Below are 16,230 nucleotides of genomic sequence, written 5' to 3' on the forward strand. Positions count from 1 at the left end.
AAGCGTCGGAAGTCTAATCGTGAGAGAAATATTCAAGTGTCTTTCTGTAGTTTGAAAATACCATAGCTCGGGAAATGAATCCAAGATATTTTCCATTGTCAATAACGGCCAGATTATAACGGTTCGAGGTCTCAAATTTCTCGGCCACAGTTTCCATACTATCCTGCGATGAAATGTAGTATTCGGGCATAAACATCAGATCCTTGATTTTAACCTGGTCGTATAAATCCGGTTCAAAAATCAGGTTTTTGATCTTCGACAACTTAATCATTCCTTTTAAATAACCGTCCTTATCGACTACCGGAAACAGGTTCCGGTTCGATTTTGAAATGGCTTTTACAAGATCCCTCAATGTGGCCTCGGGTGCAAGTACTTCAAAATCGTTTTCAATGAGCTTTTTCACTTCCATCGATCTCAAGACCGCTTTGTCTTTATTGTGAGTAATCAACTCTCCGGCCCGGGCCAAACGTTTAGTATATATCGAGTGGGGCTCAAAAGCCATAATGGTTACGTAAGCAACGGTTGCAGTAATCAGCAAAGGTATAAACATGCCATAACCTCCTGTTATTTCAGCTGTTAGGAAAATCCCTGTTAGCGGTGCATGCATCACCGCTGCCATCATTCCGGCCATTCCCGCCAGCGCAAAATTATTCTCTGTTACTCCCAGGTCAAATACTACATTGAGCAATTTCACCACAAAATAACCGGCCACAGCTCCCGCAAACAAAGTAGGTGCAAAAATCCCCCCATTTCCACCACCACCTGTTGTAGCTGACATAGCCAGCACTTTAAAAATGAGGATGCCTGCCAGTACCAGCAACAGAACATAAGGATTATCTTTCCAGGGTTCAAATAACGAAGCATTCAGCAGATTAGGGCCATTGTTGGCAAATATTGTACTGATACTTGTATAACCTTCGCCCCAAAGCGGAGGAAACAGGAAAACCAGCATGCCAAGAATAAATCCACCAGCTAATAATCGAAGAATCCAGTTTTGAATGCCTTTAAACCGACTTTCGAAATACAAAGTGGCCCTCGTAAAGTAAAGGCCAAGAAAGCCGGTAAAAACACCGATCAGAATAAAGATCCAGATGGTACTGACTTCGAAAGGCGCATTCTGAGTAAATTTTAACAATACGGCGTCGCCCATAAAGAAGTACGACAAAACAGCTGCCGACACCGAAGAAATCAATAGCGGGATAAGAAAGGCCATATTCAGATCGAGCATAAGAACCTCGAGCGTAAAAACGATTCCGGCCATTGGGGCATTAAAGATCCCAGCGATGGCTCCGGCAGCTCCACACCCTACCATTAGCGTAATGTACTTGTACCGAAGTTTAAACATGCGGGCAAGGTTCGAACCGATTGAAGCACCAGTCAGTACAATCGGTGCCTCCGACCCTACTGATCCGCCAAATCCAATGGTCAGCGAACTGGCTACCATCGATGAATACATTTTATGCGGTTTCAGCTTACTGCTTTTACGCGATATCGAATACAGGATTTTTGAAACACCATGACTGATGTCGTCTTTAATAAAAAAGCGAATAAATAATACGGTGAGAAAAATTCCAAACAGTGGAAAGAACAGGTAGAGGTAATGAAATCCCTCCAAAGCAATGTACGATGTTAGTTCTTCGGCAACAAAGTGAATACTTCGTTTTAAAATCAAAGCTGCCGTACCACTTAACAAGCCCACCACCAAACTTAATATATAAAGGAAGTTCTTCTCGCTTACTCTGGCAATCCTCCAGGCAACCAGTTTGGTTAGTAGTCGTTTGAACTTATATTTTCTAGACATGCGAAACGTTAATTATCTGTTTTCTGTAATGCGTAAAAACTCGTGCTCTTGAAATAAAACCTATGTATTTTCCATCTTCAATAACAGCCAGATTGTATCGGCCCGACACTTCAAATTTTTGAGTGACCAATTCCATATTGTCATTCGGATCGATAGAATATTCAGGCATATACATCAGATCACTGATTTTTACTGTATCGTACATATCGTGCTTAAAAATCATATCGCGAACATCATCCATCTTCACCATACCTACCATTATTCCTTCGTCATCCACCACTGGAAAAAGGTCGCGGTGAGCATGAGTTATGGCAGTGGTCAGGTCGCGTAAAGTGGCATCCGGTTTTAGTATTTGAAAGTCAGTTTCAATCAGCTCACGAACTTCCATCATTTGCAACACATTGGCATCTTTATCGTGTGTCAGCAATTCTTTACGTTGCGCTAACTGAATGTGATACACCGAGTTTGGTGTAAATGCCCTAACAATCAGGTACGAAAATGTCGCAGTAATCATCAGTGGCACAAACAACTGGTAACCGCCCGAAATATCCGCAATCAAAAAGATACCGGTCAGCGGAGCATGCAACACCCCTGCGATCAATCCGGCCATACCGATTAAAGCAAAGTTACTGGAGTTAATATTATGAATTCCGGTTTTCCTGATAATCAAAGCGAACAACATGCCGGTGTTCACACCCATAAACAGTGTGGGAGCAAAAATTCCGCCAACACCACCGGCTCCAAAAGTCAGGGATGTAGCCACAATTTTAAGCAGAATGACCACAGCCAAAAGAATGATGGCCATCCAAAGTTCTTCCCTGAAACCGTAAAACATACTGTTATCGAACAAATATTCAAGATTGCCTGCCAGGCAGTCATTTATCGCTTCGTAGCCCTCGCCATAAAGCGATGGGAACAGGAAGATCAGCACACCCAGGCTTGCTCCTCCAGCTACAAGGCGTGTGCGGTTATTTTTAAGCTTTTCGAATATGCCGGCAATAAAAAGATACATTTTGGTAAAATATACTGAAACAAAACCGGCAACAATACCCAATAAAATGTAATATGGAAGATCGTTTAAATTAAATGCCTGAACGACTTTAAAAGGATACAATACATCCTGACCAAGGAAGAAATATGAGGTTACAACACCGGTGGCCGAAGCCAGCAGTAAAGGAACCAGAGAAAAAACTGTCAGGTCGATCATAATTACCTCGACTGCAAACACAATAGCTGCGATGGGTGCCTTAAAAATTGCCGCCATAGCTCCTGCGCAGGCACAGGCCAGCATAAGTATGGTATTTTTGTAATTGAGTCGGAAAGTTGTTGCCAGCCAAGAGCCCCATGCCGTTCCCGTGGCAACTGTTGGCCCTTCCAGCCCTACCGAACCACCAAATCCTACGGTGAGTGAACTTGAAACCACCGATGAATACAGGTTGTGTGATTTAATCCGTCCGCGGGTTTTTGAAATGCTGTGCAAAACGGTTGGGATTCCGTGTCTTACTTCGGAACGCACTACATACTTGATAAACAAAATAGCAATGAGAATACCAATAATGGGCAGGGCAAAATAGATGTAGTTCTCGACGTCGGTAGTCACAACTGAATGAACGGCCTTCTGCGTTAATCTAACTGTATTTTTAATAATGACGGCCGCTATCCCCGAAAGTATGCCGACTACAATACTTAAAATAGTAAGAAATCCTCTCTCGCTCAGGTTCTTCAGGCGCCATCTATGAAAACGTTTCCAGATATGTAAGTTTCTCTTCATTTTACGAAACACAAAAGTAACAATTCGATACTTCAGTTAATGAATTTTCAGAACTAAATTGGGACAGCAATTGTTAGTTTAACAAAAAGAAACCACAAGATTTATGAAAGCCCAAAATTCAGTAAAAAAAATTGTGATTAGCGGCCAAAGCGGATACATTGGAAGCCTGATAACAAAGCGGCTTGAAAAAAACGGATTTAGGGTTGAAGGGATTCCCCGCAACAGACTCAACATTGCCGATGAACTGAGGAAACAACTGCGTTCGGCTTATGCGATCATTAACCTGGCAGGAGCACCTATTTTACAGCGATGGACCAGCGAAAACCGCAAGATCATTTATGATAGCCGCGTGCAAACGACAAAAAACCTGGTGAAGGTAGTGGAAGATCTTCCTCTTAATGAACGCCCACGGAAATTCATTTCTGCCTCTGCCATTGGAATATACAAAGCCGGCTTTTCGCACGATGAGTCCAGCATGAATTTCGATACCGGTTTTGTGGGCAAAGTGGTTCGGGATTGGGAAGCTCCAACAGGAGAATTACCCCTTGATGTACAGCAGACCATTTTCAGGATTGGTCCGGTTATCGGAAAAAAATCGCAAATGATAAAAAGGCTGCTTTTGCCTTTTAAACTGGGCCTTGGCGCAACCATTGGAAACGGGAAGCAAGCTTTCCCTTTTATTCATTCAAAAGACTTGACAAGAGCATTTGTTTGGGCAATAGAAAATGAATTACCTAATGGAACTTATAACCTGGTAGCACCTGAAACGCCAACCAACAAAGCATTTACAAAAACTTTGGCTAAAAAATTGAAACGCCCGGCGTTTTTGTTTATTCCGGGCTTTGCACTGAAACTCATGTTTGGGCAAGCCGCTGAAATGCTGATCCAATCGCCCGAAGTTTCTGCCGATAAACTTTTAAAGGCAGGTTTTAAGTTTGACTATCCCAACATTGATTCGGCTTTGACCGAAATAGTGGATTGACTTTTTAAAACGACAATCAAACAATTCTTCACCATCATTTTTAGCTTCAGCTTAAAATAATGAAATCTATGTCAGCTGCATTCCTTAGCTTTGTATTAATACGATGTAAAAATCGCAATGATAAAACACGGTAACACATATTTCCAGGAAAATTTCAGGCATTTCAGAACTATTTTTTGGAGGCATCCTGATCGTTTGTGGGCATTGCGATCGACCATCTCAATGGGAATCCTGGCGCTTCCGTTTATTGTTGCAGGACAAGCCTTTTATGGTGTAACTCTCGCCCTGGGAGCACTGGCAGGATCGCTTTCCGAAACTGACGATCATCCAAAAGGAAGGATTAAAGCGCTTTCCATTACTGTACTTAGTTTCTTCGTTTCCAGTTTATCAGTGGGATTGTTATACCATTTTCCCTGGTTACTCGGTACCGGCTTTATTCTGTCTACCATTTTATTTATTCTGATAGGCGGAATTGGAGAACGCTACCGTGCCATAACATTTGGTTCGGTACTGGTGGGTATTTATGCCATACTTGGTATCGAAATCAGTCCCGCCTGGTACTGGCAGGCTGTTCTGCTTCCGGCAGGAGCATTATTTCATGGTGTATTAACCCTGATTCTGATGTACTTGAATCCATGGCGTTTACTCGATGAACAAATGGCCGATGGATTTATTCAGCTCTCAAATTATCTGGAGAAAAAAGCCATGCTGTTTCCGAGCCGAAAGGAGGATCAGGCAACGATTAACAAAGACCTGGCACAGTTAAACATCAAGGAAGTCAACTCACTTGAAAAGATTAAAGAAGTACTCAATAACTACGACCGGGAAATGAACAATCCCGAACCTCTACGCCCCTATTTACAGCGTTTTATGTTGCTTCAAAGTCTTCACGAACGTGCGGCATCAAGTCACGAACGTCACGACAAGCTAAGCAACGATAATGAAAACCTGGAAGTAATGGAAGGTTTTGGTGAAATGCTCCGGCAATTATCGTACGCCACAAAGCAAGTAGCTGAAAACATGCTAACAGGATCCAGTTACCACCATCCACCGGCTTTGGCCTGGATTTCAGCAGCCGTCGAAGATAAACTAAAAAATTTGGATGAAAACACAGCTCAACCATTTGTATTATTACATCACAACCTTCATCGATCGCATATTTCATTAAAATATCTTGATGACCTGGAGGAAGGAACCGCCATTCCGCGTTTACGAAAGGATGAACGCAATCCGCTTGAACGCTTCCGAACGCTGCTCTCCTTTAAACATCCACGGATGCGTTACGCCATCAGATTAAGTCTGACTTTTCTGATCGGCTTCGTCCTAATGAATATACTCGAACTCGATAAAGGTGCCTGGGTAATGTTAACCAGTTTGTTTGTAAGCCAGATCACGTACAGCGACACACGTCGACGTTTGTTTCAGCGTGTAATGGGAACTATTTCAGGTGTTGTTCTGGGGGCGCTTTTACTCAACATTTTTACAAATACCGCGGCACAGTTAATTTTAATGATGGGATCCGCATTTGCCTTTTTCTACTGGCTAAGAAAACGCTATTCGATAGCTGTTATTTTTATTACAACCTTTGTACTTAGCGCTTTCAGCATCATTTCGAACGATACCGGCTGGAACATTATGGTTCCGCGCCTGGTTGATACAGCGTTGGGAGCAACACTATCGTTTATTGTTATTCGCTTTTTATGGCCCGGCTGGCAATACAAGCGCATGCCGGAGTTGATTACAAAAGCCTTGGAAAAAAACAGGGGGTACCTTGAAGCTATAGCCAGTGAATACAGGGATAGCAGCACCGACGACCTGGACTACCGCATTGCACGGCGTGAAGCGCATTTGGCAGATAACGAACTTGCTGTTGCCTGGAACAGTATGCGACAGGAACCGAAAAGCAAGCAGAAACTCATGGAGCATGCTTTCAGGCTCACTTACCTGAACCATGCCTTACTTTCGCATATTTCGGCTTTTGGGGCTCACCGGGAAACCAACATACCTATCCTCGAGAACTTTAATGAAATAATCAAACAGATCAGTCGTGCTATTAACGAAGCAGGGAAGCAATTCACCAACAGTTCACAACAAGCTTTAAATGATCTGTCCCCTCTGCTACTCGAATTAAAAACCCAAATTGTTACCACCGATTCAGGATTAAAAAAACAACAATTGAGGCTTTTGTACAACATTGCCGGAACTACCGAGAAAATGATGTACGAATTGAAGAAAACAAGCACTGTCCTGCATTCCTAGCAAAATTGCTTTGAAAGATTACTGCATAAAAAACCTTCTGTCGTTTTCAGACAGAAGGTTTTTGAATATATAAATTGAACTAAGTTTAGTCAATCTGTGGACCGGCAGCAACCAATGCTTTTCCTTCTTCGTTATCGGTATATTTTTCAAAGTTTTTGATGAAGCGACCACCAAGATCCTGAGCTTTCTTATCCCACTCTGCCGCATCAGCATAAGTATCGCGCGGATCAAGAATTTCTGTAGCTACACCTTTCAATTCAGTAGGAATTTCGAGGTTGAAAACCGGAAGGTTTTTCATGGGTGCAACTTCAATAGAACCATCAAGGATAGCAGTAATAATACCACGGGTATCTTTAATCGAGATACGTTTTCCGGTTCCGTTCCACCCCGTGTTTACCAGGTATGCTTCTGCACCATGCTCTTCCATTTTTTTAACCAATTCTTCACCGTATTTTGTAGGGTGAAGTGAAAGGAAAGCTGCACCAAAACAGGCAGAAAAAGTAGGTTGTGGTGCTGTAACCCCTCGCTCAGTACCTGCTAATTTTGCAGTAAATCCAGATAAGAAGTGATATTTTGTTTGTTCCGGAGTCAGTTTAGCAACCGGAGGAAGTACTCCAAATGCATCAGCAGTCAGGAAAATTACTTTTTTAGCATGACCAGCTTTTGAAACCGGTTTTACAATGTTGTCAATGTGATAAATCGGGTAAGAAACACGTGTATTTTGAGTTGTTGAACCATCGTTGAAATCGATTTTTCCGTCGGCGTCAACAGTTACGTTTTCCAACAAGGCATTACGTTTGATAGCTCCGTAAATTTCGGGTTCTGCTTCTTTATCCAGGTTGATGGTTTTTGCATAGCAACCACCTTCGAAGTTGAAAACTCCTTCATCATCCCAACCATGCTCATCGTCTCCAATCAACTGACGGTTCGGGTCAGTAGACAAAGTGGTTTTTCCTGTCCCTGAAAGACCAAAGAAAATAGCCACATCACCTTCTTTTCCAACATTTGCAGAGCAGTGCATAGAAGCCATTCCTCTGAGTGGCAAATAGTAGTTCATCATAGCGAACATACCTTTTTTCATTTCACCACCATACCAACTTCCACCAATTACCTGCATCTTCTCGGTCAGGTTGAAAACAGTATATACTTCAGAGTTCAATCCGTGCTCTTCCCATTTTTCGTTGGTTGTTTTTGAACCGTTCATTACAACAAAATCCGGCTCACCATAATTTTCCAACTCTTCTTCAGAAGGACGGATAAACATGTTTTTTACAAAGTGTGCCTGCCAAGCTACTTCCATGATAAACCGAACTTTCAAACGTGTGTCTTCGTTCGCACCACAGAAAGTATCAACAACAAACAATTTTTTACCCGAAAGTTGTTTGACAGTATTTGCTTTTAGCTCTGCCCAAACCTCTGGAGTTGTTGGTTTATTGTCATTTGGAGATTCCGGAGTTGTCCACCAAATAGTATCTTTTGTCGTATCATCTTTAACGATGAATTTATCCTTTGGGGAACGACCTGTGAAAATACCGGTCATTACGTTAACAGCATCCAATTCTGTTAACTGACCTTTTTCGAAACCTTCCAGTTCAGGTTTCATTTCTTCTTCGAATAACTGTTCATAAGATGGATTGTATACGATCTCTTGTACATCGACGATACCGTACTTGCTTAAATCTAGACTTTTCATAACTACCTAGCAATTAACTTATTAATAAAAAATTGGTTTTATAAAATCGGCTAACAAAAATAACTTTATTTTCCAATAGGCACCTATTCCACTCTACCTGTATTCCATTTCAAGCCGCAATTAAACACTTATTTAACATTGCTAAATAACAGATATTAAGACTCATAGGTGTTATTTTGCACACAAAAAAAATGCAAGGTGACCATTCCTGCATCTTTTCTTATTGTATATTATAAATAATTTATGATCTTGGATGATACTGTTGAATAGTATCTTTCAGATAATCCCTGTCGAGGTGCGTATAAATTTCTGTTGTAAGAATCGATTCGTGCCCAAGCATTTCCTGAACAGCCCGAAGATCGGCCCCACCATTGATTAAATGTGTTGCAAACGAATGTCGGAATGTATGAGGACTGATTTTTTTGTCCATACCCACTTTTTCAGACAAATTTTTAATAATCGTAAAAATCATTACACGACTAAGTTTACGACCTCTGCGGTTCAAAAACAGAATATTCTCACTATCCTTGCTTACACGCAGTTTTTTTCGATACGTATTCAGGTATTTGTTTATTTCTTCGATGGCGCTTTTACTGGCTGGCACCAACCTTTCTTTCTCGCCTTTCCCTTCAACCTTTATAAACCCTTGCTCAAAAAACAGGTTTGTTATTTTCAAGTTGACAAGCTCCGAAACTCTGAGCCCGCAACTGTATAAAGTTTCGAGCATTGCCTTGTTTCGTTGACCTTCAGCTTTGTTTAAGTCAATAGCGTTTATCAGCGAATCAATTTCCTCCATCGTTAAAATATCAGGAAGCTTCCGTCCAATTTTAGGAGATTCCAACAAGGAAGTCGGATCATTTTCAATATCTCCTTCAATTAACAAGTACTTATAAAAGGATTTTATTCCTGATATGGTGCGTGCCTGTGTCCTCGGACTAACGCCTCTTTCATTTAAAAACTCTACAAAGGCTTTTAAGTGATCCAGTTTTACCTTATCGGGTGCAACCCCTTTATGCTTTCGATCTAAAAAATTAGCCAGCTTGTTGACATCGTTAATATAAGCTGATATGGAATTTTGCGATAACGATTTCTCTAATTTTAGATAATTCTCGTAGCCTTTTTTACTCTCCTCCCATTTCATAATCTACCAAATTAAAGTTATTTTTATTGTCTGTTTTATTTATCTTTTTGTCATAATTTCAGTGCTATTAAACACTGCTACACGAAAGAGATTACGATCTGCTTTCTATAAAGTTACTATAAAAAATATTAAAATCGAAATAAATGAATATATTGATAATCAACGGTCCCAATTTAAATCTTTTAGGCGTTCGCGAGAAATCGGTTTACGGATCTCAAAGTTTTGAGGAATATTTTGAGCGTTTAAAAGCGGAATTCCCTGCTGTGGAGTTTACATATTATCAGTCGAATGTTGAAGGCGAGATCGTTGACAAACTGCACGAATACGGATTTAGTGCTGATGGCATCATCATTAATGCAGGTGCCTACACACATACCTCGGTTGCTATACGCGATGCCATTGCAGGAATAAATACAACGGTGGTAGAAGTCCATATTTCGAATACGCTGACTCGCGAAGACTTTAGGCATAAATCATTAATCGGGCCGGTTTGCAAAGGGTGCATCATGGGATTTGGACTCCAGTCGTATAGTCTGGCAGTGAAAAGTTTTGTAAATTAATGAACAATTTGACGACATTAAACTTAACTTCATATACCGATTAAATTAACCTTCAGAACAGCATTTATTATATTTTTGCAGCCTTAAAATTTTGAAACATGAGACAAACAAAAATAGTAGCAACAATTTCCGATCAGCGTTGTGATGTGGACTTTATGCGCGCACTTTATTCAGCCGGTATGAATGTGGCCCGGTTGAATACGGCACACATCTCGCCTGAAACCGGAAAAATGATGATAGAAAACATCCGGGAAGTGTCGGAGAAGATCGCCATTCTTGTTGATACCAAAGGACCGGAAGTTAGAACCTGCCAAACACTTTCCGACACCACGTTAGAAGAAGGTGAACAGGTTACCCTTTCTTATTCTACCGGTATTCTGGATAATGTGAAAAACATTTGCGTGAATTATAAAGGATTTGTGAACGATTTAAAAGTTGGGAACAAAGTTCTTATCGACGACGGTGATATTGGTTTGGAGGTGGTTGAAAAGCACATAAAATATTTGTTGTGTAAAGTTGAAAACTCGGGTGTTGTAAAAAAACGTAAAAGCATAAATGTTCCGGGTGTTGAAATAAAGCTTCCTTCCCTCTCCGATCGCGACAAAGAGTTTATTCAATTTGCCATAGAAAACGAAATCGACTTTATCGCCCACTCTTTTGTACGGAATAAGGAAGACGTACTTGAAGTTCAGAAAATACTGAATGAATCAGGTAGTAAAATAAAAATTATTGCAAAGATCGAGAACCTGGAAGGCGTTAAAAACATTGAGGAGATTCTTGACTATGCCTATGGAATTATGGTAGCCAGAGGCGACCTTGGTATCGAACTTCCCGAAGAAAATATTCCGTCGGTGCAACGAAATCTGGTGCGAAAAGCCATGATTCACCAAAAGCCCGTGATTATTGCGACACAAATGTTGCACTCCATGATCGAGCATCCGCGCCCAACCAGGGCCGAAGTGAGCGACGTTGCCAGTGCCATTTACATGGGTACCGACGCCATTATGCTGAGTGGTGAAACCGCTTACGGGAAATATCCTGTTGAAGCCGTGAAAGTAATGAACAACATTGCCGAAAAAGTAGAACCGGACCGCGATCGTCGTGAATTGATGGTTCCGCTTAAAGCCGATATCCCTGCTTATTTGGCACAATCGGCTATTAGGGCGGCACGAGAGCTTAAACCCGATGCCATTGTTACATCAACGACTACGGGAAAGACCGGACGCTACCTGGCAGCCCACCGATCCTTTTTCCCTGTTTATGTGATGTGTCACTCCAGGCGCGTGATGCGTGAAATGGCCCTTTCGTTTGGAATTCATCCTTCGTATCTTGAAATTAAAAAGAACAAGATGAAGATTCAAAAGGCGGCAATTATTGAACTTGTTGAAAAGGGAATTGTTGAGCTGGACGATCTGGTTATTTATGTTGGAGGAAGATTTGGCGAGGATGCCGGAGCATCATTTATTGAAATATCGACTGCTAACAGGCTTTTCAATAAACCAAAAAACTAATGGCTTACAAAAGCAACTATTAACAGCATAAAAAAAACCGCGGTTGCCCGCGGTTTTTTTTATGCTGTTTTCTTGTTTCTACTAATTCAGGATGTGAGTGTATCCATCGTTGATCAGGTCAGGCAGGTAACTGGCGATCAGGCCAAGTGCCTTTTCATCTTCCATCTTGTTTGGTGAAATAATGCGTTGATTCTGCATTTCTTCCTGATTTAAAACGGCTTTGTTCACTTTTTTAGGAACTTCGCTCCAGGATCTGCGTGTTTCTTTTACGCCAAATCCTGCTGCATTTGAATAGTAACTCACTACAAAATAGTCCGACTGAACCACATATTCAGTTCCTTCAATAGTGTTGCGTTTAACTACGGTAACCGGAACTTCTTCTTTACTGTAACTAATGGTCCAGATGGCTTTAACCTGTTTTCCCATGTGAAGGTCCTCAACGGGCGCAATTTCGTACTCGTTTAAGGCCGAGCGTACACCTGTGGCATTAGAAACTGAAGTGGCTAAAAAGAATACAATTACAAGTACTGCTAATAAATTTAATTTTTTCATGACTTAAAGTTTAATGTTTAACAATGTTTCTGTTTTCGCTTTATGTGTACCAAAATGACGCTTGAATTACATACTCGTTACACTTTTATTTCTGTTTTATAACACAGTTTCAATTTGTTGCAGCATATTGCTTGTTACAAACGGGAATTTTTTTAATCCTCCCAATTACAATTTGTAAGTTCCCTGAAACCGGTGTCTTTGTTTTTATAAGATTTTTCTTATTTTTCATAACTGCATTTATTTCAAAAAAAATTGCAATGGAGCTTAAAAAAATTATAAATCAACGCTTTTCGGTACGAAGTTATCAGCCAAAAAAGGTGGAACATCAAAAACTATTGCAGGTATTGAACGCCGGAAGAATGGCTCCCTCAGCCGTAAATTACCAGCCCTGGATTTTTATCGTGATCAGTGATGTAGAAATGCTGAACAAAATTTACCGGTGTTACAAGGGACAATGGATACAGGAAGCTCCACTAATCATTGTTGCGTGTTCAGATCATTCACAGTCGTGGAATCGCAGAACAGACGGAAAAGATTCAGCAGATATAGATGTTGCTATCGCCGTAGATCACATGACGCTGATGGCGACCGAATTGGGACTAGGAACGTGTTGGGTTTGCAATTTCGATTCGAATGAATGCAGCCAGATACTCAAACTCCCGAGAAACATCGAACCGGTGGTTTTACTTCCACTAGGTTATCCCAACGAAAGTGTTCCTGTAAAAGAGCGTAAATCACTTAGCGATATTGTTTATACCAATGAATTTGGAACAGCTTTTAGTTAAAATTCTCGTTTAAATACTTTTGTAAACGATCCATTCCCAAGGCAATGTTTTCGATGGAATTGGCATAAGAAAAACGGATAAATCCTTCGCCGTTTTCGCCAAAATCAATTCCGGGAGTAACACCGACATGGGCTTTCTCCAGTATATCGAATGCCAGTTTATAGCTGTCGTTGGTTAAGTGTTTCACATTTACAAACACATAAAATGCACCGGTAGGTTCCACCTGGATGGAAAATCCCATTCCTTTTAAGCGTTCAATAATGTAAGCACGTCGTTTGTTGTAAGTTTGGCGCATGGTTTCAACGTCGTCGTGGGCAGAACGCAGTGCTTCGATGCCCGCACGCTGAGCCGTTGAACTGGCGCAAATAAACAGATTTTGTTGAATCTTCTGCATACAACGCACATATTCCGGAGGTGCGATAACATAGCCAAGCCGCAAACCGGTCATGGCATAAAGCTTTGAAAAACCGCTTAATACAAAGGCATTGTCTGTCACCTCCAAAATCGAGTGGGCCCGGTTTTTATAAACCAGCCCGTGATAAATTTCATCGGAAAGAATGGGAATATTAAACTGTGCCAGCTCTTGCATCGAATGAAGCGACAGCAAGTTACCCGTTGGATTCATCGGACTGTTGATAAATATTGCTTTAGTGCGTTCAGTGATGTGCTTTCGAATGATTTCGGGCCGGTACTGAAATCCATCTTCTTCGTACACCGGAACCCGAATGGCGGTTGTATCCAGAAACCTCAGAAAATTTGGATAGCAGGCATAACCCGGATCGGAAATAATGACTTCGTCGTTGGGCTCGCACAACACACTTAAAGTTAAAAGTATTGCCGGAGAACTTCCAGAGGTGATGATGATCTGATCAGGAGAAACGTCAACACCGTATTCCTTTTTATACTTACGGGAAATTTCTTCGCGCAATTCCGGATCGCCAAGACTGTGGGTGTAATGTGTCCGGCCTTCGTCAAATGCTTTTTGGATAGCGCTTGCCACTCCTTTGGGCACGCTAAAATCGGGTTCACCAACTTCGAGGTGAATCACTTTTATGCCCTGTCGTTCCATTTCTGCTGCTTTTTCAAGCACTTCCATAACAATAAAGGGCTTGATATCTTTAGCCTTTTGTGTGGTCATGTAGCTGATTCTGATTTTTGTGTTTAAAGGTAATTATTCAGCCGTAGTCAAAACATGTTATTGGTTATCTTTTTCAGATTTCGTTTCTACGCGGGTAACTTTGTTACCAACCTGAAAAATTGATTTGACTTTTAAACTGCTGTTGAGGTATTCAGCGGCAAAAAAGAAATACATGGGATAGATCAGCGGACTGTATATCGCATTATTGATCGAATCTTTCAATTCAAAAACTTCTGCTCCTGCTTTTTTAATCAATTTTAGCAGATGCTTCGTCCGTTTGTATTCCGGACCTTTGTGGTTGATAGCGATCACCAGCACATTTTTCGAAGTCTCCTTAAAACCATGATCGTATTGCGATGCCGACATGGATATAACAGGAGTTTTCAGCACTTCGCTCAGCACCAGCGCCGCCAGATCTGCTGTGGCAATATTCGGACCGTTACCAAGCACATATATGGCTCTTTTTCGCCATCCTTTCCTGGTTTTCCGGATCAGTTCACCCATATCGTTGCCCACCTGCTCGTAATGGTTCAGGTTGTGCTTGAAGAACTGCAGTGCTTCTCTTGGATCGAAACCAAACCCGAGGTACAAAACCATCAAAGTATTCAAATAAGTCTTTGAGGGAATGTGCTTTTCTTCGCCTGAATACAAAAAAACTTTTTTGCTGCAGTTTTCGTGCTTAACCAGCGGACTATCTTCGTCGTTAACAATGCCGATAAACGAGGTAAAATGATCGGCACACCAATTCGTTTCGGAACTTTGGCCTGACTGTGAAATGAGTACTCCGTTGTTCAGTTTTCTGTTCCTAATCTGGTAGGCGTAGTATTCAGCAGCTTTCTCGGGGAAAATATTTATGCCAAGATAACGAAAGGCTTTTGTGGCAATGTAGGATGCCCCCATACCGATGTACGGAAGATCTTCAGGCAAAATCAATCCTTTATTTTTCTGATAACAAAGCTCTGTACGATAAGGAATTTCGTAGATCTCTTTTTTAAACATATACTGTCCCCCAGGTTCAATGTTTCTTCAAGTTACGAAAAAGCATCTTAAACGTGCAAATGAGATTTAATTTTGTTTTTATAAATAAGCTTTGGCCACCCGCAATGCCTGTGCACCATAGCCGCCCCCAAAAAGGTAATAATGATTTAAAATGTGGTACAACTGGTAAAGTTTATTTCGGTTTTGCCAATCCTTATCCAGCGGATATACTTCGTTGTAGGCGGCAAAGAAACGGGATGAGAAACCTCCAAACATGGTTACGATGCCAAATTCCATTTCCCGGTTCGCGTAATAGGCGGCCGGATCGATCAGGGCCGGTCCGTCAGATGTCAGCATATAGTTGCCCGACCATAAATCACCGTGTATCAGTGAAGGGTGCTCTCCTGCCGGAATCAACTCCGATAAGCGTCTGGAAAGTTTTTCGTATACTTTTCGTTCTTCGACCGATAACGAACGCTGTTGCCTGATCAGGCTAAGGATGTAATTGAGCCGCTGTTCGCGAAAAAAAGTGATCCAATCCTCTTCCTGCTGATTGCTTTGGGGAGTATCGCCACAATAATTGTTGCGCTCAAAACCAAATGTATCGTTTTTATACCGATGGATCATGGCCAGCCCCCTGCCGAGTTTTTCATCCGCATCACCGGTCGATCCCGGGGCAAAATAGTCCATCACCAAAAAACCGGGATGCTCTCCCACTTCGCGGTAACAAATTACTTTTGGAATCTTCAAAGCACCGGATGCGGCCTTTTCGAGCTCGATGAGCCCTTCTGCTTCGCGCTGGAACATGTCAGCGGGACAATTAGCATTCCACTTTAAGAAGTAAGTGCCAACATTTGTGTCCAGTTTCGATGCATGATTGATACATCCTCCGCCAAGTGTATTTGACGATAAGACCTTTACCTGCTCGCCAAATGTTTCGGTCATCTTTTGTTCCACATCACGAATTACGATTTCAGAAGTCATAAATCTTGCTGGTTACAGAATGAGTATTACTGAAAGATAAGAAGTAATTTATGAAATCAGAAATCCGGGGACTTT

General features: G+C 41.5%; 13 protein-coding genes. 5 read left to right on the forward strand and 8 right to left on the reverse strand.

The genetic code is table 11. The features are described 5' to 3' along the window. Window positions 1-13: 13 nt before the first annotated feature. Both WFY05_RS08910 and WFY05_RS08915 read right to left on the reverse strand, forming a co-directional pair. Window positions 14-1,801, reverse strand: coding sequence for a chloride channel protein (locus WFY05_RS08910; RefSeq protein WP_340112464.1), 1,788 nt, complete (start codon window positions 1,799-1,801; stop codon window positions 14-16). Then, window positions 1,794-3,572, reverse strand: a complete 1,779-nt coding sequence (locus tag WFY05_RS08915; RefSeq protein WP_340112465.1) for a chloride channel protein — start codon at window positions 3,570-3,572, stop codon at window positions 1,794-1,796. Before WFY05_RS08915 ends, WFY05_RS08910 begins: the two co-directional genes overlap by 8 nt. 103 nt (window positions 3,573-3,675) lie before the next feature. On the opposite strand from WFY05_RS08915, the gene WFY05_RS08920 reads away from it, so the two are divergent. Together WFY05_RS08920 and WFY05_RS08925 are read left to right on the forward strand one after the other, a co-directional pair. Continuing rightward, window positions 3,676-4,554, forward strand: a complete 879-nt coding sequence (locus WFY05_RS08920) for a TIGR01777 family oxidoreductase (RefSeq protein ID WP_340112466.1) — start codon at window positions 3,676-3,678, stop codon at window positions 4,552-4,554. A 117-nt stretch (window positions 4,555-4,671) separates the two neighbouring features. Continuing rightward, window positions 4,672-6,813 (forward strand): FUSC family membrane protein, encoded by a 2,142-nt coding sequence (locus WFY05_RS08925; protein WP_340112467.1) that lies wholly within the window; start codon window positions 4,672-4,674, stop codon window positions 6,811-6,813. An 85-nt stretch (window positions 6,814-6,898) separates the two neighbouring features. On the opposite strand, the gene pckA is transcribed toward WFY05_RS08925, so the two are convergent. Together pckA and xerD are read right to left on the reverse strand one after the other, a co-directional pair. Then, window positions 6,899-8,506, reverse strand: a complete 1,608-nt coding sequence (pckA, locus tag WFY05_RS08930; RefSeq protein ID WP_340112468.1) for a phosphoenolpyruvate carboxykinase (ATP) — start codon at window positions 8,504-8,506, stop codon at window positions 6,899-6,901. 241 nt (window positions 8,507-8,747) lie between these two features. Continuing rightward, window positions 8,748-9,647, reverse strand: a complete 900-nt coding sequence (gene xerD, locus WFY05_RS08935; RefSeq protein ID WP_340112469.1) for a site-specific tyrosine recombinase XerD — start codon at window positions 9,645-9,647, stop codon at window positions 8,748-8,750. Window positions 9,648-9,790: 143 nt separating this feature from the next. On the opposite strand from xerD, the gene aroQ reads away from it, so the two are divergent. Beyond that, a complete protein-coding gene (aroQ, locus tag WFY05_RS08940) occupies window positions 9,791-10,207 on the forward strand; it encodes a type II 3-dehydroquinate dehydratase (RefSeq protein WP_340112470.1) in 417 nt (138 codons plus the stop codon). Window positions 10,208-10,305: 98 nt separating this feature from the next. Continuing rightward, complete coding sequence (gene pyk, locus WFY05_RS08945) at window positions 10,306-11,718, forward strand: pyruvate kinase (protein WP_340112471.1); 1,413 nt, start codon at window positions 10,306-10,308, stop codon at window positions 11,716-11,718. Window positions 11,719-11,799: 81 nt separating this feature from the next. On the opposite strand, the gene WFY05_RS08950 is transcribed toward pyk, so the two are convergent. Further along, a complete protein-coding gene (locus WFY05_RS08950) occupies window positions 11,800-12,270 on the reverse strand; it encodes a hypothetical protein (protein ID WP_340112472.1) in 471 nt (156 codons plus the stop codon). Window positions 12,271-12,527: 257 nt separating this feature from the next. On the opposite strand from WFY05_RS08950, the gene WFY05_RS08955 reads away from it, so the two are divergent. Next, complete coding sequence (locus tag WFY05_RS08955) at window positions 12,528-13,055, forward strand: nitroreductase family protein (RefSeq protein WP_340112474.1); 528 nt, start codon at window positions 12,528-12,530, stop codon at window positions 13,053-13,055. Here the strand turns inward: WFY05_RS08955 and WFY05_RS08960 are convergent. The 3 genes from WFY05_RS08960 to WFY05_RS08970 all read right to left on the reverse strand — a co-directional run bounded on the left by WFY05_RS08960 (window position 13,048) and on the right by WFY05_RS08970 (window position 16,155). Continuing rightward, the gene (locus WFY05_RS08960) at window positions 13,048-14,193 is read right to left on the reverse strand and encodes a pyridoxal phosphate-dependent aminotransferase (protein WP_340112475.1); all 1,146 of its coding nucleotides are present in this window, start codon (window positions 14,191-14,193) and stop codon (window positions 13,048-13,050) included. The two genes, WFY05_RS08955 and WFY05_RS08960, sit on opposite strands and share 8 nt — an antisense overlap. 57 nt (window positions 14,194-14,250) lie before the next feature. Then, window positions 14,251-15,192, reverse strand: coding sequence for an SIS domain-containing protein (locus WFY05_RS08965; RefSeq protein WP_340112476.1), 942 nt, complete (start codon window positions 15,190-15,192; stop codon window positions 14,251-14,253). Between the two features lie 78 nt (window positions 15,193-15,270). Next, a complete protein-coding gene (locus tag WFY05_RS08970) occupies window positions 15,271-16,155 on the reverse strand; it encodes a fructosamine kinase family protein (protein ID WP_340112477.1) in 885 nt (294 codons plus the stop codon). Window positions 16,156-16,230 lie beyond the last annotated feature (75 nt).

Source organism: Maribellus mangrovi (genome assembly GCF_037646455.1).
GTDB classification, from domain to species: Bacteria; Bacteroidota; Bacteroidia; order Bacteroidales; family Prolixibacteraceae; genus Draconibacterium; species Draconibacterium mangrovi_A.

Excerpts from the sequence above, each read along its gene's own strand:
- WFY05_RS08965 (WP_340112476.1), bottom strand. The coding sequence starts at position 15,192 with ATGTTTAAAAAAGAGATCTACGAAATTCCTTATCGTACAGAGCTTTGT.
- WFY05_RS08950 (WP_340112472.1), bottom strand. The coding sequence starts at position 12,270 with ATGAAAAAATTAAATTTATTAGCAGTACTTGTAATTGTATTCTTTTTA.
- WFY05_RS08925 (WP_340112467.1), top strand. The coding sequence starts at position 4,672 with ATGATAAAACACGGTAACACATATTTCCAGGAAAATTTCAGGCATTTC.
- WFY05_RS08920 (WP_340112466.1), top strand. The coding sequence starts at position 3,676 with ATGAAAGCCCAAAATTCAGTAAAAAAAATTGTGATTAGCGGCCAAAGC.
- WFY05_RS08910 (WP_340112464.1), bottom strand. The coding sequence starts at position 1,801 with ATGTCTAGAAAATATAAGTTCAAACGACTACTAACCAAACTGGTTGCC.
- aroQ (WP_340112470.1), top strand. The coding sequence starts at position 9,791 with ATGAATATATTGATAATCAACGGTCCCAATTTAAATCTTTTAGGCGTT.
- WFY05_RS08915 (WP_340112465.1), bottom strand. The coding sequence starts at position 3,572 with ATGAAGAGAAACTTACATATCTGGAAACGTTTTCATAGATGGCGCCTG.
- xerD (WP_340112469.1), bottom strand. The coding sequence starts at position 9,647 with ATGAAATGGGAGGAGAGTAAAAAAGGCTACGAGAATTATCTAAAATTA.
- WFY05_RS08960 (WP_340112475.1), bottom strand. The coding sequence starts at position 14,193 with ATGACCACACAAAAGGCTAAAGATATCAAGCCCTTTATTGTTATGGAA.
- pyk (WP_340112471.1), top strand. The coding sequence starts at position 10,306 with ATGAGACAAACAAAAATAGTAGCAACAATTTCCGATCAGCGTTGTGAT.
- WFY05_RS08955 (WP_340112474.1), top strand. The coding sequence starts at position 12,528 with ATGGAGCTTAAAAAAATTATAAATCAACGCTTTTCGGTACGAAGTTAT.
- WFY05_RS08970 (WP_340112477.1), bottom strand. The coding sequence starts at position 16,155 with ATGACTTCTGAAATCGTAATTCGTGATGTGGAACAAAAGATGACCGAA.
- pckA (WP_340112468.1), bottom strand. The coding sequence starts at position 8,506 with ATGAAAAGTCTAGATTTAAGCAAGTACGGTATCGTCGATGTACAAGAG.